The sequence below is a fragment of the Chitiniphilus shinanonensis DSM 23277 genome (assembly GCF_000374805.1).
In the GTDB taxonomy this organism is placed as follows: Bacteria; Pseudomonadota; Gammaproteobacteria; order Burkholderiales; family Chitinibacteraceae; genus Chitiniphilus; species Chitiniphilus shinanonensis.
Map to the genome: position 1 here is coordinate 66517 of NZ_KB895335.1, position 17980 is coordinate 84496.

20 protein-coding genes and 1 pseudogene are annotated in these 17980 nt (G+C 68.7%); 12 read left to right on the forward strand and 9 right to left on the reverse strand.

What is annotated here, in order from left to right:
• Position 1 precedes the first annotated feature (1 nt).
• From C556_RS0102240 to C556_RS0102290, 12 genes and pseudogenes are all read left to right on the forward strand, one after another.
• Positions 2-880: a carbohydrate ABC transporter permease gene (locus C556_RS0102240; protein ID WP_018746597.1), complete on the forward strand. Its 879-nt coding sequence runs from the start codon at positions 2-4 to the stop codon at positions 878-880.
• 33 nt (positions 881-913) lie between these two features.
• Positions 914-1735, forward strand: coding sequence for a carbohydrate ABC transporter permease (locus tag C556_RS0102245; protein ID WP_018746598.1), 822 nt, complete (start codon positions 914-916; stop codon positions 1733-1735).
• Positions 1736-1880: 145 nt separating this feature from the next.
• Positions 1881-2975 (forward strand): ABC transporter ATP-binding protein, encoded by a 1095-nt coding sequence (locus tag C556_RS0102250; protein ID WP_018746599.1) that lies wholly within the window; start codon positions 1881-1883, stop codon positions 2973-2975.
• 240 nt (positions 2976-3215) lie between these two features.
• Positions 3216-4484, forward strand: a complete 1269-nt coding sequence (locus C556_RS0102255; protein WP_018746600.1) for an ABC transporter substrate-binding protein — start codon at positions 3216-3218, stop codon at positions 4482-4484.
• A 133-nt stretch (positions 4485-4617) separates the two neighbouring features.
• The gene (locus C556_RS0102260; protein WP_018746601.1) at positions 4618-5346 is read left to right on the forward strand and encodes a peptidylprolyl isomerase; all 729 of its coding nucleotides are present in this window, start codon (positions 4618-4620) and stop codon (positions 5344-5346) included.
• A gap of 187 nt (positions 5347-5533) precedes the next feature.
• Positions 5534-6217, forward strand: a complete 684-nt coding sequence (gene ribA / locus C556_RS0102265; protein WP_018746602.1) for a GTP cyclohydrolase II — start codon at positions 5534-5536, stop codon at positions 6215-6217.
• Between the two features lie 210 nt (positions 6218-6427).
• Complete coding sequence (gene moaA / locus C556_RS0102270) at positions 6428-7429, forward strand: GTP 3',8-cyclase MoaA (RefSeq protein WP_018746603.1); 1002 nt, start codon at positions 6428-6430, stop codon at positions 7427-7429.
• A 54-nt stretch (positions 7430-7483) separates the two neighbouring features.
• Positions 7484-8674: a molybdopterin molybdotransferase MoeA gene (locus C556_RS0102275; protein WP_018746604.1), complete on the forward strand. Its 1191-nt coding sequence runs from the start codon at positions 7484-7486 to the stop codon at positions 8672-8674.
• Positions 8675-8956: 282 nt separating this feature from the next.
• Positions 8957-9514, forward strand: a pseudogene (gene mobA, locus C556_RS23720) (molybdenum cofactor guanylyltransferase MobA); the annotation flags it as partial.
• 30 nt (positions 9515-9544) lie between these two features.
• On the forward strand, positions 9545-10033 hold the full coding sequence (gene moaC, locus C556_RS23540) for a cyclic pyranopterin monophosphate synthase MoaC (protein ID WP_026262735.1): 489 nt from the start codon (positions 9545-9547) through the stop codon (positions 10031-10033).
• Between the two features lie 94 nt (positions 10034-10127).
• Entirely contained in the window at positions 10128-10859 is a 732-nt protein-coding gene (locus C556_RS0102285; RefSeq protein WP_026262736.1) for a pseudouridine synthase, read from the forward strand.
• Positions 10860-10957: 98 nt separating this feature from the next.
• Positions 10958-11698, forward strand: a complete 741-nt coding sequence (locus C556_RS0102290; protein ID WP_018746607.1) for a TlyA family RNA methyltransferase — start codon at positions 10958-10960, stop codon at positions 11696-11698.
• A gap of 223 nt (positions 11699-11921) precedes the next feature.
• Here C556_RS0102290 and C556_RS0102295 read toward each other — a convergent pair whose 3' ends face one another.
• The 9 genes from C556_RS0102295 to hisF form a co-directional block, all read right to left on the reverse strand.
• Positions 11922-13661: a PglL family O-oligosaccharyltransferase gene (locus C556_RS0102295; RefSeq protein WP_018746608.1), complete on the reverse strand. Its 1740-nt coding sequence runs from the start codon at positions 13659-13661 to the stop codon at positions 11922-11924.
• A gap of 112 nt (positions 13662-13773) precedes the next feature.
• On the reverse strand, positions 13774-14508 hold the full coding sequence (tatC, locus tag C556_RS0102300) for a twin-arginine translocase subunit TatC (protein ID WP_018746609.1): 735 nt from the start codon (positions 14506-14508) through the stop codon (positions 13774-13776).
• The gene (gene tatB, locus C556_RS21360) at positions 14505-15002 is read right to left on the reverse strand and encodes a Sec-independent protein translocase protein TatB (protein ID WP_018746610.1); all 498 of its coding nucleotides are present in this window, start codon (positions 15000-15002) and stop codon (positions 14505-14507) included. Before tatB ends, tatC begins: the two co-directional genes overlap by 4 nt.
• Positions 15003-15092: 90 nt before the next feature.
• A complete protein-coding gene (gene tatA, locus C556_RS0102310; protein ID WP_018746611.1) occupies positions 15093-15299 on the reverse strand; it encodes a Sec-independent protein translocase subunit TatA in 207 nt (68 codons plus the stop codon).
• Positions 15300-15320: 21 nt separating this feature from the next.
• A complete protein-coding gene (locus C556_RS0102315; RefSeq protein ID WP_018746612.1) occupies positions 15321-15677 on the reverse strand; it encodes a histidine triad nucleotide-binding protein in 357 nt (118 codons plus the stop codon).
• 3 nt (positions 15678-15680) lie between these two features.
• On the reverse strand, positions 15681-16007 hold the full coding sequence (locus tag C556_RS0102320; RefSeq protein ID WP_018746613.1) for a phosphoribosyl-ATP diphosphatase: 327 nt from the start codon (positions 16005-16007) through the stop codon (positions 15681-15683).
• A 114-nt stretch (positions 16008-16121) separates the two neighbouring features.
• Entirely contained in the window at positions 16122-16508 is a 387-nt protein-coding gene (hisI, locus tag C556_RS0102325; protein ID WP_018746614.1) for a phosphoribosyl-AMP cyclohydrolase, read from the reverse strand.
• Positions 16509-16618: 110 nt separating this feature from the next.
• Entirely contained in the window at positions 16619-16960 is a 342-nt protein-coding gene (locus C556_RS0102330; RefSeq protein WP_018746615.1) for a hypothetical protein, read from the reverse strand.
• A gap of 169 nt (positions 16961-17129) precedes the next feature.
• A complete protein-coding gene (hisF, locus tag C556_RS0102335) occupies positions 17130-17897 on the reverse strand; it encodes an imidazole glycerol phosphate synthase subunit HisF (protein WP_018746616.1) in 768 nt (255 codons plus the stop codon).
• Positions 17898-17980: the final 83 nt, after the last annotated feature.

Consider the following 17980-nt stretch of genomic DNA (forward strand, 5'->3'; position numbering starts at 1 on the left):
CATGGATAAAAACGCCCTGCTGCGCGATGCCCGCGCCTATCTGTTCCTGGCACCGGCGCTGATCGTGCTGTTCCTGTTTTCCTTCTGGCCGGTGGGGCTGGGCGCGCTGCTCGCCTTCACCAAGGTGGACATCTTCAACCTGACCGCGTCGCAGTGGGTGGGATTGGAGAACTTCCGCAACCTGTTCGACGACCCGGTGTTCATCGGCAGTATCCGCAACACCCTGCTCTACCTGCTGGTGGTGCCGCTGATCCAGGTGGCGGCGCTGGCGCTGGCGGTGCTGGTCAACAGCCAGTTGCCGGCGATCCGGCTGTTCCGTACCGCGTTCTTCGTGCCGGTGGTCACCTCGGTGTCGGTGGTCGGGATCATGTGGGGCTGGATGTACAACGAGGACGGCATGCTCAACCAGGCGCTGGCCTGGCTGCGGCTGATCGACGCCCCGGTGGGCTGGCTGTCGGACGAGCGCTTCGCACTGTTCTCGGTCATGTTCGTCACCTTCTGGCGCGGCCTGGGCTACTACATGGTGCTGTACCTGGCGGGGCTTCAGGCGATGCCGCAGGAGGTCGAGGAGGCCGCGCTGCTCGACGGCGCCAACCGCTGGCAGCGCTTCTGGCGCATCACCGTGCCGATGCTGCGCCCCACCATCCTGCTGTGCACGCTGCTCTCCACCCTGGCCGCGATGAAGGCGTTCGAGGAAGTGGTGGTGATGACTGGCGGCGGCCCCATCGGCAGCACCTACACCCTGGCGTTCTACGCCTACGACATGGGTTTCCGCGCCTTCGACTTCAGCCGCGCGCTGGCCGCCAGCCTGGTGGTGTCGCTGATCGGCTTCGTGCTGGCCTGGTTCAACTTCCGCTTCTTCCGCCCCGATGCGCGCTGACCCCGCCGCCCTAACCGCCCCTGGAGGCAAGCCATGTTCAAACGCATCCTGCTGAGCTGGACGCCGCGCTACACCCTGCTGGCGCTGGTCGGCCTGTTCACCACCTTTCCGTTCCTGTGGACACTCTCCACCGCGCTGGGCGACAGCGGCAACATCTACGCCTTCCCGCCGCAGCTGCTGCCGTCCGATCCCACGCTGGCGCACCTGGACGAGGCGCGCCGCGCCATCCCGCTCGACCGCTTCTTCTGGAACTCGGTGTGGATCGCCGGCTGGACGGTGATCGGCACGCTGCTGATCTCCAGCCTGGCCGGCTACGCGCTGGCGGTGATGAAGTTCCGCGGCAGCAAGTGGGTGTTCCTGGCGGTGCTGACCACGCTGATCCTGCCGTCCGAACTCAACTTCATCGTCAACTTCATCACCGTCACCCAGATGAAGCTGACCAACACCCACGCCGGCGTGGTGCTGCCGCTGCTGGCCAACGCCTTCGGCATCTTCCTGCTCAAGCAGGCGTTCGAGGAGATCCCGGCGGAGATCCTGGACGCGGCGCGCATCGACGGCGCCAGCGAGTGGCAGTTGTTCCTGCGCGTGGCGCTGCCGCTGGCGACGCCATCGCTGGCCGCGCTGGGCATCTTCACCCTGGTCGCCACCTGGAACGCCTACATCTGGCCGGCGGTGGTGTTGCAGAGCCCGGACGAATTCCCGTTGGCGGTCGGCGTGCTCTACCTGTCGGGCACCTTCGCCGCCAAGACCCGCGTCGTCGCCGCCGGCACGGTGCTGACCATCCTGCCGGTGCTGCTGCTGTTCCTGCTGGCACAGCGCTATTTCATGCGCGGCCTGGACGGCGCGGTGAAGTAATCCCGCAAACAGGAGCGGCTGACAAAGCCCAGCGCAGCGGTCCTGGCAAGAAGCGCGAAACGCAGACAGTACGTGTAGTACGGCAAGTAAGCGCGACGCCGCCAGGAGGGTTTCGTCGGCCGCTCATAAACCCAAGGAGCCGAACATGGCCGCAGTACAACTCCGCAACATCCGCAAGGCCTACACCCGCGACCACTATGTGATCCCCGGGCTGGACCTCGACATCGAACCCGGCGAATTCATGGTGTTCGTCGGCCCCTCCGGCTGCGGCAAATCCACGCTGCTGCGCATGATCGCCGGGCTGGAGGACATCACAGAAGGCGACCTGCACATCGCCGGCACCCTGGCCAACGACGTGCACGCGTCGCGCCGCGGCATCGCCATGGTGTTCCAGAGCTACGCGCTCTACCCGCACATGAGCGTGTACGACAACATGGCGTTCGCGTTGAAGCTGGCCAAGACCTCGCCCGAGGAGATCGACACCCGCGTCATGCGCGCCGCGCAGATCCTGCAGATCACCCACCTGTTGCAACGCAAGCCCAAGGCGCTGTCGGGCGGCCAGCGCCAGCGCGTGGCCATCGGCCGCGCCATCGTGCGCGAGCCCAAGGTGTTCCTGTTCGACGAGCCGCTGTCCAACCTGGACGCCGCGCTGCGGCTGCAGATGCGCGTCGAGCTGGCCAAGCTGCACCAGGAACTGGGCACCACCATGATCTACGTGACCCACGACCAGGTGGAGGCGATGACGCTGGGCGACCGCATCGCCGTGTTCAACGCCGGGCGCATCGAGCAGATCGGCACTCCACTGGCGCTGTACCACGCGCCGCGCAACCTGTTCGTCGCCGGCTTCCTCGGCTCGCCGCGCATGAACCTGCTGCCCTGCACGCTGGATCAGTCGTCGCCGCAAGGCGCTCGCGTGAACCTCGTCGGCCACCACGTCGCCACCCGCCGCGACGCCGCCGGCCAGGCGCCCGGCGCGGCACTGACGCTGGGCATCCGCCCCGAGCACCTCAGCGTGGTCGCCGGCCCGCAGCCCGGCGCCATCGCCGCGCGCGTCGATCTGGTGGAGCACCTGGGCGACGTGCTGCTGGGCTACGTGGAAATCGACGGCATCGACCAGATCGTCACGGTGAAGCTCCAGCACGAGCTGCCACTGGGCGCCACCGTTTACCTGCTGTGCGATGCCAACGCCTGTCATCTGTTCGATGCCGACGGTCATGCATTGCCGCTGCTGGAGTCCTGAAACATGAGCCGGACGGCCCTCCGCTGGAATGGCGCAATGCAGCGATGGCGGCAACCTGGGATAAATCCTATTTCCATAAAATCTTACGAATCATCAAGTTAGCCGCTCAAAGCGCTGGCCGGAAGGCCGGTTGCATGGCACAATCCACGCCGCTTTTCGCCAGGCCGCCCCCACGAAGCGGCCAGCGACCGGGGCCTCGCCATGCCCCGCCCAGCCCTGCACCCCTATAAGGAGTTGTCCATGAAACCGGCCCTCGCGGCGTTGCTCACCGGCGCCCTGCTCGCCAGCGCCACCGCCCACGCAGAAAAAATCCGCATCGAATTCTGGACAATGAGCCTCAAGCCCAAGTTCGACGACTATTTCCAGAAGCTGGAAAAGGATTACGAGCGCGCCAACCCCAACGTGGACATCGTCTGGGTGGACCATCCCTGGGACAAGATCCTGCCGCGGCTGCACGGCGCCATCGCCGCCGCGCAACCGCCCGCACTCGCCAACCTGAACGTGGAATGGGCCTACGATCTGGCGCAGCGGCGCTCCATCATCCCGGTGGACAAGCTGATGGGCGCCGACCGCTCCGTCTACATGCCCGGCGCGCTGGCCGACGTCACCTGGGACGGCCGGACCTGGGCCTACCCCTGGTACAACGGCGTGAGCGTGCTGGCCGTCAACGCCGACCTGTTCCGCCGCGCCGGGCTGGATCCGGCTAAGCCGATCCGCACCCTGGACGAACAACTGGCCGCCGCCAAGCAGATCGCCGAGCGCACCGGCGTGGCCGGCCTCGCACCCGAGCTGGGCCTGCCGATGCGCATCTTCATGGCCGAGGGCCTGCCGCTGGTGCAGAACAACCGCGCCGTGTTCAATTCGCCGGCCCACGTCGCGCTGCTGGAAAAATACGTGCTGGCATACAAGAGCAAGGCACTGATCCAGGACCGCGCCGCGCTGTTCGGCGAGGACAACTTCCAGACCGCCATCGCCGCCTACAACGCCGGCAAGCTGGCCATGCTGGAAACCGCGCCCACCGGCCTGACCCGCGTGCGCGACGACGCCAAGGCGATCTACGCCAAGACCCGCGTGCTGCCGGCGCCGCAAGGCCCCACCGGCGTGGTCAAGGGCGGCTGGCTGTTCGACTTCGTGGTGCCCAAGGGCGTGGACCCGAAAATCCTGCCGGAGGTGGGCAAGTTCGCCAAATACCTGACCAACGATGCCAACCAGCTGGCGTTCTCCAAGGCCACTGGCGGCACCTATCCGTCGGTGACCAAGGCCGCGTTCGACCCCTACTTCCAGCAGTTGCCGGCCAACGCCGGCGCGGTGGAGCAGGCCCGCGCCATCGGCGCGCGCAACCTGGCCAACGTGCGCACGCTGACGCTGCTGGGCGTGGACGACACCGAACCTCTGAACCGCAAGCTGCGCGAAGAAGTGGAATCGGCGGTCACCGGCCGCAAGAGCGCCAAGGCCGCGCTGGATGCCGCGGCGGCGTTCTGGAACGACAAGCTGAGCAACCGCCGCTGAAGCGGCGTCGCCGGGGCCCGCAGCGCACCTCCGTTCGTGCGATTGGCCGGCCCCCGGCGACGGCAAACAGGTACAATCCAGGCAACGGCCGCAGTTCAACGCGGCCTTTTCTATTCCGTGAGAAGGAGCTGGCATGGCCATCACCGTCAACGGCGTCGCAATCAACGAAGCCGAGATCAACGAAGCAGTCGAACAAGCCAACGACGCGCCCGGCGCGCGTGACGCGATCACCCAGGAACTGATCCTGCGCGAAGTGCTGACCCAGCAGGCGCGCAAGGAAGGCATCACCAACCCGGACGCCGATGCCGCCATCGGCGAACTGCTGGACAGCCATATCAAGGTCGAGGCCCCCAGCGAGGAAGAGTGCCGCCGCTTCTACGACGAGAACCCGCAGAGCTTCATGCGTGGTGAGCAGGTCGAGGCCGCCCACATCCTGTTCGCGGTGGAAGACGCCACCTCCGCCGGCCTGGTGCGCGCCCGCGCCGAAGGCGTGCTGGCGGAGGTGAAGGCCGAGCCGTACAAGTTCGCCGCCGTGGCGCGCGAACAATCCGCCTGCCCGTCGGGCAAGCAGGGCGGCGAGCTGGGCCGCTTCGGCCGCGGCCAGATGGTGCCGGAATTCGAAGCCGCCGCCTTCTCGCTGAAGGAAGGCGAAATCAGCCCGGAGCTGGTGGAAACCCAGTTCGGCTTCCACATCATCAAGGCCGGCGCCAAGCACGGCGGCGAGAAGGTCAGCTTCGACGAAGCCCGCGAGCGCCTGACCGGCTTCCTGGCCGAGATGGCCAACCGCCGCGCGCTGAGCGGCTACCTCAACCAGCTGGTGAGCGAAGCCAAGGTGGAAGGCTACACGCTGCCGACCGCCTGAGGCCCCATGGGGTGGGGCGGCGCACCGGCCAAGTCCGGCCGCCGCCGCCCGCGCCACCGGGAATCCCGCCGCAGCGATGCGGCGGGATTTTTCTTTGTGGCACGGGCAGCCCAATCGCTCCGGCCATTGAAAATCGCGCTATCGCCCACATTTGTTATTCCTGAAATTCACATCTCCGGGATACCCGATGCCCTCTTCGCCCGCCGATCCCCTGCCCGCGCCCGCTGCCCGCGATGCCCTGTCCGCGCTGACCGACCCCATCCTGGCCGACCGGGTCGCCAGCGCGCGCCTGCCGACCAAACACGGCGAATTCGTCTCGCACGTCTATCGCTCGCGACTGGACGGCGTGGAACACGTGGCGCTGACGCTGGGCGAACTGGACAGCCAGGACGGCGTATTGGTGCGGCTGCATTCGGAATGTCTGACCGGCGACATCTTCGGCTCGCTGCGCTGCGACTGCGGCGAGCAACTGGAGCTGGCGTTGCAGCGCATCCAGCGCGAGGGGCGCGGCGTGCTGCTCTACCTGCGCGGCCAGGAAGGGCGCGGCATCGGCATCACCCACAAGATCCGCGCCTACGCCTTGCAGGACGAGGGCCTGGACACGGTGCAGGCCAACGAAGCGCTGGGCCTGCCGGTGGACGCGCGCAGCTACGAGGCCGCCGCCTTCATCCTGCGCGATCTCGGGCTGCGCTCGGTACGGCTGATGAGCAACAACCCGCGCAAGCTCGCCGCGCTGGAAGCCGCCGGCCTGCCGGTGCTGCGTCGCGAAGCGCACGAGATCGCCGCCAACGCCGAGAACAGCCGCTACCTCGCCACCAAGCGGCAGAAGCTGGGCCACCTGCTGGAACTGCGGCGCCGCGGCGGCGACTGAGCACACCCCGCCGCCGGCGGATCGCCGGATCGCCGGATCGCCGGTTCCCGCGTCCCGGCCCGGGCAGAAACCGCCGCACAGGCCGCGAACCGCCGCCCGACCCGTCGTGGCAGTTATAGTAAGGGGGTTCGACGCGCTGCATCCGGCCCCGCCGTCCAGCGCGATGCCGTATCGGTCGCCCGCTTCGCGGGCCGCCGCGGAGCCTTATCCATGCCCGACACCGCCGCCCCCGCTTCCGCCTTGATCGACCGCTTCGGCCGCCGCGTCAGCTACCTGCGCGTGTCGGTCACCGACCGCTGCGACCTGCGCTGCGCCTACTGCCTGCCCAAGGATTTCCACGATTACCGCGAGCCGGCCGACTGGCTCGACTTCGACGAACTGACGCGCCTGATCGGCGCTTTCGCGCAGCTGGGCGTCGGCAGGGTGCGGCTCACCGGCGGCGAGCCGCTGCTGCGGCGCGACCTGCCCATGCTGGCACGTCGCCTCAAGGCGCTGCCCGGCCTGCACGACCTGTCGCTGTCCACCAATGGCACCCAGCTCGAACGCCACGCCGAGGCGCTCGCCCGCGCCGGCATCGACCGCGTCAACATCAGCCTCGATTCGCTGGATCGCGCCTGTATCGCCGAACTGACCGGTCGCGACACGCTGGGCGCGGTGATGGCCGGCCTGCGCGCCGCCCGTGCCGCGGGGCTGGCGCCGATCAAGCTCAACATGGTGGCATTGCGCGGGGTGAACGATCACGAGATCGAGCCGATGGCCGAGTTCTGTTTCGAGCACGGCTTCATCCTGCGCCTGATCGAAACCATGCCGATGGGCCGCACCGGACGCGATGCCCGCCACCTCGACCTGGGCCCCGTGCGCGAACGACTGGTGACACGCTTCGGCCTCGTGCCCGAGGCGCAGGAGCTGGGCGGCGGCCCGGCGCGCTACTGGCGCAGCGCCGACGGTCGCGCCCGCATCGGCTTCATCACGCCGATCTCGCAGCACTTCTGCGCCAGTTGCAACCGGGTACGGCTGGCGGTGGACGGCACGCTCTACCCCTGCCTGGGCGAGGAGGAACGCTTCGAGTTCCGCCCCCTGCTGCGCGGCGGCGCCAGCGACGCCGAGCTGGCCGACGCCATCCGCCTGGCCATCGAACGCAAGCCCGAACGCCATCATTTCCGCGAAGCGCCGGAGCGCATCGTGCGCTTCATGTCGCAGACCGGGGGCTGAACCCGTGTCCGACAGCGCTCGCCACCCTTTTTCGAAACCCGCCCTGGATCGCCCATGTTGACCGTAGACCTGGCCCTGGAACAACTGCTGGCCGCGGCGCGCCCGCTGACCGACAGCCTGACCGTGCCGCTGACCGCCGCGCGCGGTCAGGTGCTGGCCCACGCGGTGACCTCGTCCATCGACGTGCCCGCCTTCGACAACAGCGCCATGGACGGCTACGCGCTGCACGTGACCGACTTCGCCGCCGCGCCGCTGGCCGAGTTCGCGCTGACCCAGCGCATCGCCGCCGGCGACGTCGGCGCGCCGCTGGCCCCCGGCGAGGCCGCGCGCATCTTCACCGGCGCACCGCTACCCCCTGGCGCCAACGCCATCGCCATGCAGGAGGACTGCACGGTCGAGGCCGGCGCGGTGCGCGTCAGCGGGCCGTTGCGCGAAGGCCAGCACATCCGCCGCAGCGGCGAGGACGTGGCGCAAGGCACGGTGGTGCTGCCGGCCGGCACCCGCCTGCGCGCCACCGAACTGGGCCTTGCCGCCGCCATCGGCGTGGCCGAGCTGGCGGTGCTGCGCCCGTTGCGCGTGGCCCTGCTCAGCACCGGCAACGAACTGGTCGAACCGGGCGACGCACTGACGCCCGGCAAGATCTACAACAGCAACCGCTACATGCTGCGCGCGCTGCTGGAGGACCTGGGCTGCGTCGTCACCGACTACGGCATCGTCGCCGACGAGCTGGAACTGACCACCCGCCTGCTGGGCGAGGCCGCCGCCGGCAACGACGTGGTCATCTCCACCGGCGGCGTGTCGGTGGGCGAGGAGGACCACGTGCGCGCGGCCTTGCAGACCCACGAGTGGCTGGCGCTGTGGAAGATCGCCATGAAGCCCGGCAAGCCGTTCGCCTTCGGCCGCATCGGCGACGCCGACTTCATCGGCCTGCCCGGCAATCCGGTCTCCAGCTTCGCCACCTTCACCCTGCTGGTGCGGCCCTTCCTGCTGGCGCGGCTGGGCGTGAGCGAATCGCTGCCGCACCTGTGGCTGCCGGCCGGCTTCTCGCGCCCCAAGCCGATCCCGCGCCGCGAGTTCCTGCGCGTGCGCATCGAGCACGGCCACGCCGTGCCCTATGCCAACCAGAGTTCCGGCGTGCTCACCTCGGTGGTCTGGGCCGACGCCTTCGCCGTGGTGCCCGAACACAGCACGCTGGAGGAAGGCGACCCGGTGCGCATCATTCAGCTGGCGTTGCTCGAACGCTGAGCGTCGCTGGCGCGCCACGCACCTCGGTGCAGGCGCCCAGCACCGACTTTGCGACAGCGCCCGCGCCAGTCGCGCACGATGTATTTGGAGCGGCTAACAAAACCCAGCGCAGCGGTCCTGGCAAGAAGCGCGCAACGCAGACAGGACAAGGCGTACGGCAAGTGAGGCTCGGCGCCCCCCGCGCGATGCAGCCAGGAAGGTTTTGTTAGCCGCATTTAATGCATTTATCATGGCGCCCGCGACAAGGCGGGCATCACGCCGCCAACCGATATGGGGGTGCAGATGAAGATCGATGCGGTCATCCTGGCAGGCGGAAAAGGTCTGCGTATGGGCGGCGAGGACAAGGGCATGCTGCGGCTGGCCGAGCGCCCGCTGGTGCTGTGGGCCATCGACGCGTTGCAGCGGCAGACATTGCCGCTCGATCACATCCTGCTCTCGGCCAACCGCAATCTCGCCGAATACGCCCGCTTCGGCCAGCCGGTGCTGCACGACATCTACGAAAACTATCCCGGCCCGCTCGCCGGCATCCATACCGCGCTGCTGGCCTCGCCGGCCGAATACCTGCTGGTGGTGCCGTGCGACGTGCCCTTCCTGCCGCCCGACTTCGCCGAGCGCCTGTACCGCGGCCTGACCGAGGCCAACGCCGCGGCGGCGGTGGCGCAGAGCGAGAACGGCCGGGTGCATCCCACGCTGTGCCTGCTGCGGCGCGGCGTGCTGCTGTCGCTGATCGAGCGCATGGGCGGCTGCAACGATCACCAGCGCGGCCTGGGCGACTGGCTGTCGGCGCTGTCGCCCGCCTATGTCGAGTTCCCCGACACCGCCTTCGCCAACCTCAACACTCCCGAGGACCTCGACCAGGCCGAACGGGCCCTGGGCGACCGCGAACCACGCCTCACCCATTTCGACAGCGCCGGGCAGGCGCACATGGTCGATGTCGGCGGCAAGGACGAGACGCAACGCCTGGCCCGCGCCGAGGGCTGGCTGAGCGCCGCGCCGCAGACGCTGGCGCTGATCCGCGCCGGCGGCCACAAGAAGGGCGACGTGCTGGGCGTGGCGCGGGTGGCGGCGATCATGGGGGCGAAGAAGACCGCCGAACTGATCCCGCTGTGCCACCCGCTGCCGCTGACGCGGCTGGAAGTGGCCTTCGACGTGACCGACGACGGGGTGCGCTGCGAAGTCACGGCCGAGACGCGCGGCCGCACCGGCGTCGAGATGGAGGCACTGACCGCGGTCGGCGTGGCGCTGCTCACCGTCTACGACATGTGCAAGGCGGTGGATCGCGACATGACGCTGCACGGCGTGCGCCTGCTGGAAAAACAGGGCGGCCGCTCCGGCCACTGGCAGGCGCGGCAGCGCTGACCGACGGGGTCGCGGCCCGCTTTCCGGCCGCCGGGTTTGGTCGGGCCGGCGTTCGCCGGTAGACTTCCACGCCTGAACAATCCCTATCCCGCTCATGGAACCCGTCCGACTCTCCAAACGCATGGCCGAACTGGGCCTGTGCTCGCGCCGCGAAGCCGATGAATACATTGCTAAGGGCTGGGTGCGCGTCGACGGCGTGGTGGTGGACGTGCTCGGCAGCAAGGTGCTGCCCACCCAGCGCATCGAACTGCAACGCCAGGCCCAGGCCGCCCAGGCGCAGCGCGTCACCATCCTGATCAACAAGCCGGTCGGCTTCGTCTCCGGCCAGGCCGAAAAGGGCTACCAGCCCGCCGTGGCGCTGATCAAGCCGGACAACCACTGGACCGGCGACAAGAGCGGCACCCGCTTCTCGCGCGATCACCTGCAAGGGCTGGCGCCCGCCGGGCGGCTGGACATCGATTCGGTGGGCCTGCTGGTGCTGACCCAGGACGGCCGCGTCGCCAAGGCGCTGATCGGCGAGGATTCCGAGATCGAGAAGGAATACCTGGTGCGGGTCGCCGGCCGCCTCACCCCCGAGGGGCTGGCGCTGCTGAACCACGGCCTGTCGCTGGACGGCGAGCCGCTCAAGCCGGCCAAGGTGGGCTGGCAGAACGAGGACCAGCTGCGCTTCGTGCTCCAGGAAGGCAAGAAGCGCCAGATCCGCCGCATGTGCGAGCTGGTGGGCCTGCGCGTGGTCGGCCTCAAGCGCATCCGCATCGGTCGCATCACCCTGGGCGATCTGCCGCAGGGCAAATGGCGCTACTTGCGGTCGGACGAAAGATTCTAGGGCGCCCGGCATGACCACGGCCATGCTGCACCGATGACGAACAAACCCTTCCCCCTTCTCCCTTCCCTCTTCCCGCCCCCAAGCGGGGGCCGACGCTGATGCGTGCCGACGTCCTGCTGGTCGAACTGGGCCTGGCCGCCTCGCGCACGGCGGCGCAGGCGATGATCGCCGCGGGGCGCGTCAGCGCCGAAGGCCGCCCGGTGGGCAAGCCCAGCCAGCAGCTCGACGCGGGCATGCGCATCGAGGTGGCGCCGGACGAGGCCGACCGCTTCGTCTCGCGCGGCGGCCTGAAGCTGGCCGGCGCGCTGGCGCATTGCGGGCTGGATGCGAGCGGCTGGCTGACGCTGGACATCGGTCAATCCACTGGCGGCTTCACCGATTGCCTGCTGCAAGCCGGCGCGCGACGCGTGCTGGGGCTGGAAGTGGGTCATGGTCAGCTGCACCCGCGGCTGGCGGACGACGCCCGGGTGGCGACGCTCGAAGGCGTAAACGTGCGCCACGTGCAGCCGCAGGACCTGGCGCCGCACCTGGACGGCCCGGTCGATGCCATCGTCGGCGACGTGTCGTTCATCTCGCTGACCCTGGTGCTGCCGGCGTTGGCCGCGCTGCTGCCGGCCGGCGGCACGCTGCTGTTCCTGGTCAAGCCGCAGTTCGAAGTCGGCCCGCACGCCCTGGGCAAGGGCGGCATCGTGCGCGACGCCGCGCTGTATCCCCAGGTGGAAACCCGCATCCGCGCCGCCGCCGAAGCGGCGGGCTTCGCCGTGCTGGACTACTTCGACAGCCCGATCGCCGGCGGCGACGGCAACCGCGAGTTCTTCATCCATGGGCGGCGTGGGTAGATTGCCGAACCCCAAATCTTGAAACACAGAGGACACAGAGAACACGGAGTTCCACGGAGAAAAGCAAAAGAGCGAAGAGAGAGTGCCCGTTGAATGCACGCATCCATCCAGATGCCCGCCACCGCGAATACGCCGGTTTTGCTGCTCTCTTTTTGCCTCTGGTTTTCTCTGTGAAGCTCTGTGTTCTCCGTGTCCTCTGTGTTTCAAGATTTAGGGTCTAAACTCAACGCGGCTTGGTCTTCAGCCCCGCGAAGAACGCCCTCGCCTGCGCCACTTCGTCCAGCATGCCGGGCACCGCCGGGTACTGGAAATACGGCAGCGGCATCTGGGCGAACCAGTCCAGGTTGGCCGGATAGGCATACACCGCCTCGCGCATCAGGCGGCGCGCTTCGGCCTCTTCGCCGCGCAGGGCGTGCAGCAGCGCCGCCTTGCCCAGTTGCGCGGGATACGGGCGCACGCGGTTCAGCGGGTCGAGCACCGACAGCTTCCAGTCGATCTCCGCTTCGTTGGCGACCACGTAGTTCGACAACGCGAAGTCGGCGTAGAAATCCACCAGTGGGTGCCGCCGCAGGCCCTCCAGCTGCACGATCTGCTGCACGCTCTCGGTCGGGCTCTTGGACGGCGTCATCAGCGGCCAGATCAGCATGTAGGTCTGCATCCCGACCACGGTCAGCGCCACGCCCAGCGCGCCGACCAGTATCGCCAGCGCGCGCGCGGCGAGGTCGGGCAGGCGCCACGCCGGCGCCGTGTCGTGGAACACCAGGCAGAACAGCAGGAACGGGCCCAGGAAGTGGAAGTACCACAGCGGGTATTCCACCAGACTGTGCAGCAGCGAGACCGACAGCAGCGCCGCGCCCAGCCAGGCCACCGGCGAGTCGGGACGACGCCACAGGCCGACCACGCCCGCCACCAGCCCGGCCAGCACGCAGGCGGTGCCGACGATGCCGGTCTCGGCCAGCAGGTTGAGCAGCGAATTGTGGCTATGGGTGAACAGTTTGCTTTCCATCGCCCGCGCCAGCTCCGGCGCGCTGTGCAGCGACACGCTGTACGCCGGATAGCCTGACCAGCCCACGCCCAGCAGCGGATGCATCAGGAAGGTCATCCACGCCTTGCGCCATTCCACCAGTCGTCGCGCGCCGTTGGCGCTGATGCGCTCCAGCGCGGTCGGCACGTCGTGCCCCTTGCCGAGCACCAGCGCGACCAGCTCGTTGAGGAACGGGGTCAGCAGTTGCGCGGCCACCATCGCCAGCGCCGCGCCGAGCAGGAAGCGCCCGAGGCGGCGAGTGTCCTCGTCGCGCACCCGCCATCCGGCCAGGCCGCCCAGCACCAGCCACGCGGCGGCGTAGAGCAGCACCGAGCGCGAGCCGCACCAGGCCAGCGACACGGTCAGCCACGCGGCCGCCGCCCAGAACAGCCAGCGCGGCACCTCGCGCCGTGCCGCCAGCCAGGCCACGCCGGCCAGGCCCCACGCCAGGTAGTGGCCATACATGTTGGCCTGGCCGATGTTGCCGTACACCCGGCCGCTGCCGTACAGCAGCTTGTCCGCCACCTGCGGCAACGCGAAGCCGGAGTTGGCCAGCGCGCCCATCACCAGGCCCCAGGCCAGCGCGCTCAGCAGCGGCGCCCAGCCGTAGGCGTCGCGGGCGCGCGCCAGCGCCAGGATCGACAGCGCGCCGACCACCAGATAGGCGATGGGGATCAGCCGCAGCGACCAGTACGGCGTATCGAGCACCAGGCACTGCACACCGATCACCGCCGCCAGCCCCAGCCACGGCCAGATCATCCACGGCAGCGGCGCGCGGCGTCCGCGCGGCAGCGCCAGCGCGGCCAGCACCAGCAGCGCGCTGAGGCCGAAGGCGGCGGCCTCGGAACGGAACACCGCGTTGGGGGAGTACAGGACAGGGATCGCGAAAGGCACCGAGACCAGCAGGAACAGCAGGGCCTGGAAGAGACGCAGCGGCATGGGCGGATCGCCGTGGAGGGAAAGCGGGCAGTGTAGCGGCGCGCGTCCGGCTTGCCTGTAACCGCTTGCAGTGCGGCGGGGCGGCCCGGTCGGACGGTCGGGTCAGGCCGCGTCAGGCCGGGTTGTCCAGCGGCTGGCGCCGTCCCACCCACTTGGCGACGAAGCAGCCCACCTCGAACAGCAGGCACAGCGGGATCGCCAGCATGCACTGCGACAGCACGTCGGGCGGGGTGACCACGGCGGCGACCACGAAGGCGCCGACGATCACGTAGGGGCGCCATTCGCGCAGCTTTTCCACCGTGACCACGCCCAGGTGCACCAGCACCACCACCGCCACCGGCACCTCGAAGGTGAAGCCGAAGGCGACGAACATGCCGAGCACGAAATCCAGGTATTCGCCCGAATCGGGCAGCCATTGCATCGACGCCGGCACCACGCCGGCGATGAAGTGGAACACCGTGCCGAACACGAAGAAGTAGGCGAACGCCATGCCGAGCAGGAACAGCAGCGTGCTCGATACCACCAGCGGCAGCACCAGCCGCTTCTCGTGCGCATACAGGCCGGGCGCGACGAAGGCCCAGATCTGGTACAGCGTGTGCGGCAGCGTCAGCACGAAGGCGGCCATCGCCGCGATCTTCACCTGGAGCAGGAACGGCGAGGCGATGCCGATCGACACCAGCTTCTGGTTGGGCAGCACGCTCGCCAGCGGCGACACCAGCAGGTCGTAGAGCTGGCCGGAAAAATAGAAGCAGACGAAGAAGGCGGCCAGGAACGCCAGCGCGGTGCGCACCAGCCGGGTGCGCAGCTCCAGCAGGTGCACCAGCAGCGGTTGCAGGTCGGCGCTCATCGGCGATCCCTTTCCGGCCCGCGCGGCGGGGCCGGGTCGGCGAACAGGTCGAGCTGGCGCTCGTCGCGCTCGGGCGGCAGGACCGGGTCGGCGGCAGGCTGCGCGACAGCGGGCAGGGCGGTCGGCGCGGGCGGCGATACCTCGCCTATCCCGGTCGACGGCACGGCCACAGCGGGCGCCGGGGATGGCGGTGCCTGCTCCAGCGCGGCCAGCTCGCGGTTCAGGCCGGTCACCTCGTCGCGGGCATCGGCCAGCGGCTGGTGGATGGTCTGGCGCAGCGCATCGCCTTCCTCGCGCAGTTCGGCCTCGATGCGCGCCAGCTCGGTCTGGCCGAGCTCGCGGTCCAGGTCGGCCTTGACGCTGGCGGCAAAGCGCTGGGCGCGCCCCAGCAGCGCGCCGAGAGTGCGCGCCACCTTGGGCAGCCGTTCGGGCCCCAGTACCACCAGGCCCACGGCGCCGATCACGATCAGTTCGCCGAAACCGACGTCGAACACGAAATCAATCCTGCAAAAGAAATGGAAAGCCCGCGGCAGGCATGGCTGCGGCGGGCGGAACGGGGCCGATGCGGCCGGCCCGGGCGGCGATCAGCGCTTGTCGCGCTCCACCGCGTCGATCACGCGGCCCTTGTCGTCGACCTCTTTGGGCTGCTCCTCGTCGCCACGCACGCCTTCCTTGAAGCCGCGCACGGCCGAGCCGAGGTCCTTGCCGATGTTGCCGAGCTTCTTGGTGCCGAACACCAGCACGATGATGAGCAGGACGATCAGCCAATGCCAGATGCTGAGGGAACCCATGAAAACGTACTCCGCGAAGAATCAGTGAGTGGAAAGTTCGACGATGTTGGGCGACAGCGGCGCGCCGCCGATCACGTGCAGATGCAGGTGGAAGAAGGTCTGCCCGCCGCCGTGCCCGGTGTTGATGATGGTGCGGAAGCCTTGTTCCAGGCCCAGTTGCGCCGCCAGCCGGGGCGCCAGCAGCAGCATGCGGCCCAGCAGCGCCTGATGGCTGTCGTCGGTATGCGCCAGCGAATCGACGTGCCGCTTGGGGATGATCAGGAAGTGCACCGGGGCCACCGGGTGGATGTCGTGGAAGGCGAACACTTCGTCGTCCTCGTACACCTTGTTGGTCGGCAGTTCGCCGGCCGCCAGCTTGCAGAAGATGCAGTCGGTCATGCCTTATCGCTCCTTGCGCGATGCTTTTTCGTCGATGCCGGAGATCCCTTCGCGGCGCGCCAGCTCGGCCAGCACGTCCTCGTGGCTGAGGCCCTCGTGCGCCAGCAGCACCAGGGTGTGGAACCACAGGTCCGCCACTTCGCGCACGATGTGCAGCTTGTCGCCGTCCTTGGCGGCCATCACCACTTCCAGCGATTCTTCGCCCACCTTCTTCAGGATGGCTTCCTGGCCCTTGTGGAACAGTTTGGCAACGTAGGAAACGCTGGGATCGGCGTCGCGCCGGCTGGCCAGCGTGGCGGAAAGACGTTCGAGAATGTCGGCGGAAACCATGGGAAGTGCCTCCAGGCGCGCAATCAAAACGCGATTATATTGCCGTTTCGTTGCAAGTACGTGGCAAAGGCCGCGATCGCGGCTTCGCCTTGGAGCGGGCCGGCGCGGCCGGGTTCAATGCTTGTAGATGTCGTGCGGATCCTTGAGCACCGGGTCCACGGTGACCCAGCCATCCGCCTGCAACACGCGGAAGAAGCAGCTCTGGCGGCCGGTGTGGCAGGCGATGCCGCCCTGCTGGTCGATCAGGTAGATCAGCACGTCGCCGTCGCAGTCGAGCCGGATCTCGTGCACGTCCTGGAAATGGCCGCTTTCCTCGCCCTTGTGCCACAGGCGGCCACGGCTGCGGGTGTAGTAGTGGGCGGTGCGCTTTTCTGCGGTGAGCGCCACCGCTTCGCGGTTGGCGTAGGCGAACATCAGGACCCGGCCGGTGGCGCGATCCTGCGCGATCACCGGCACCAGGCCCTTGTCGTCCCATTTGATTTCGTCGAGCCAGGCGCTCATCGGTACTCCACTGGGTTCGGCTGCATGGGCGCGCACCGCCCGGCGGACGGCGCGCTGGAAACCGTGGATTTTACCCGCAGCCGCCGCGGATTCCGAGCCTGGGCGACGCGTTACTTCAGGTCGAGCAGCGTGGCGGTGTAGTCGGGGCTGGGCAGGTAGTAGCTGACCACCTGCACGCTGGCGCCCGGCGCCAGCTCGGCGACCGCGCCTTCCACCTTGGCGGGCGCCACGCGCCGGCCCTGCTCGTCGAGCACGTCGAAGCCCTGCGCCAGCTTGACCGGCTGCTTGCCTTCGTTCTTCAGGGTGAGGAACAGGGTGAGTTCGTTCTTGATGCCGTGGCGCATGTTGTCCACGGAAACACTCAGGTCCTTGGCGGGCTTGCTCACTTCCAGTTCGCAGGCCAGGGCCTGGGCGGCGAACAGCACCGCGACGAGGGCGAGGATGGGGCGCATGGTTGTCTGACTCGTTGATCGGCGAGGGAAGGCACCACGATAACGCGAACGCATCACATTGCCGTGCGGCGCGGACGATCGTCGGCCCGGGGCGATGCGGACCGGCCCTCGGCCACGGCAGCGAAGCACGCAGGCCGGAGCACGCGTCGGCGTGCCGAGCGCGGCGGTGTTACAGCCGGACTTCGATCCCGGCGTCGCGCATGGCTTCCTTGGCCTGGCGCACCGTGTATTCGCCGAAGTGGAAGATCGACGCGGCCAGCACCGCGTCGGCGTGGCCTTGCAGCACGCCGTCCACCAGGTGGCTGAGGTTGCCGACGCCACCGGAGGCGATCACCGGGATATCCACCGCGTCGCTCACCGCGCGGGTCAGCGGCAGGTTGAAGCCGATCCTGGTGCCGTCGCGGTCCATGCTGGTCAGCAGGATCTCGCCGGCGCCGTATTCCTGCATCTTGCGCGCCCACTCCACCGCGTCCAGCCCGGTGGGCTTGCGCCCGCCGTGGGTGAAGACCTCCCAGCGGGTGTTGTCGGCGTCGACCGCCTTGGCGTCGATGGCGACCACGATGGCCTGGCTGCCGAAGCGGTCGGCCGCGCCCTGCACCACCTCGGGGTTGGTCACCGCCGTGGTGTTGATGCTGACCTTGTCGGCCCCGGCATTGAGCAGCCGCCGCACGTCGGCCACCTGGCGCACGCCGCCGCCGACGGTCAGCGGGATGAACACCTGGCTCGCCACCGCGTCGATCACGTGCAGGATGATGTCGCGCGCATCGGAGCTGGCGGTGATGTCGAGGAAGGTGATCTCGTCCGCGCCCTGCGCGTCGTACTTGCGGGCGATCTCCACCGGGTCGCCGGCGTCGCGCAAGCCGACGAAGTTGACCCCCTTCACCACGCGACCGGCGGTGACGTCGAGGCAGGGAATGATGCGTTTGGCGAGCGGCATGGCGGGAAACCGGGTGGAGTTCAAAATCAGCGGGCATGGCCGGCGGCCATGCCCTGGTCGGATACGGGCGCGGCCGGCGGGCC

Coding starts and splice junctions, on each gene's coding strand:
- C556_RS0102240 (WP_018746597.1), top strand. CDS start 2: ATGGATAAAAACGCCCTGCTGCGCGATGCCCGCGCCTATCTGTTCCTG.
- C556_RS0102245 (WP_018746598.1), top strand. CDS start 914: ATGTTCAAACGCATCCTGCTGAGCTGGACGCCGCGCTACACCCTGCTG.
- C556_RS0102250 (WP_018746599.1), top strand. CDS start 1,881: ATGGCCGCAGTACAACTCCGCAACATCCGCAAGGCCTACACCCGCGAC.
- C556_RS0102255 (WP_018746600.1), top strand. CDS start 3,216: ATGAAACCGGCCCTCGCGGCGTTGCTCACCGGCGCCCTGCTCGCCAGC.
- C556_RS0102260 (WP_018746601.1), top strand. CDS start 4,618: ATGGCCATCACCGTCAACGGCGTCGCAATCAACGAAGCCGAGATCAAC.
- ribA (WP_018746602.1), top strand. CDS start 5,534: ATGCCCTCTTCGCCCGCCGATCCCCTGCCCGCGCCCGCTGCCCGCGAT.
- moaA (WP_018746603.1), top strand. CDS start 6,428: ATGCCCGACACCGCCGCCCCCGCTTCCGCCTTGATCGACCGCTTCGGC.
- C556_RS0102275 (WP_018746604.1), top strand. CDS start 7,484: ATGTTGACCGTAGACCTGGCCCTGGAACAACTGCTGGCCGCGGCGCGC.
- C556_RS0102285 (WP_026262736.1), top strand. CDS start 10,128: ATGGAACCCGTCCGACTCTCCAAACGCATGGCCGAACTGGGCCTGTGC.
- C556_RS0102290 (WP_018746607.1), top strand. CDS start 10,958: ATGCGTGCCGACGTCCTGCTGGTCGAACTGGGCCTGGCCGCCTCGCGC.
- C556_RS0102295 (WP_018746608.1), bottom strand. CDS start 13,661: ATGCCGCTGCGTCTCTTCCAGGCCCTGCTGTTCCTGCTGGTCTCGGTG.
- tatC (WP_018746609.1), bottom strand. CDS start 14,508: ATGAGCGCCGACCTGCAACCGCTGCTGGTGCACCTGCTGGAGCTGCGC.
- tatA (WP_018746611.1), bottom strand. CDS start 15,299: ATGGGTTCCCTCAGCATCTGGCATTGGCTGATCGTCCTGCTCATCATC.
- C556_RS0102315 (WP_018746612.1), bottom strand. CDS start 15,677: ATGACCGACTGCATCTTCTGCAAGCTGGCGGCCGGCGAACTGCCGACC.
- C556_RS0102320 (WP_018746613.1), bottom strand. CDS start 16,007: ATGGTTTCCGCCGACATTCTCGAACGTCTTTCCGCCACGCTGGCCAGC.
- hisI (WP_018746614.1), bottom strand. CDS start 16,508: ATGAGCGCCTGGCTCGACGAAATCAAATGGGACGACAAGGGCCTGGTG.
- C556_RS0102330 (WP_018746615.1), bottom strand. CDS start 16,960: ATGCGCCCCATCCTCGCCCTCGTCGCGGTGCTGTTCGCCGCCCAGGCC.
- hisF (WP_018746616.1), bottom strand. CDS start 17,897: ATGCCGCTCGCCAAACGCATCATTCCCTGCCTCGACGTCACCGCCGGT.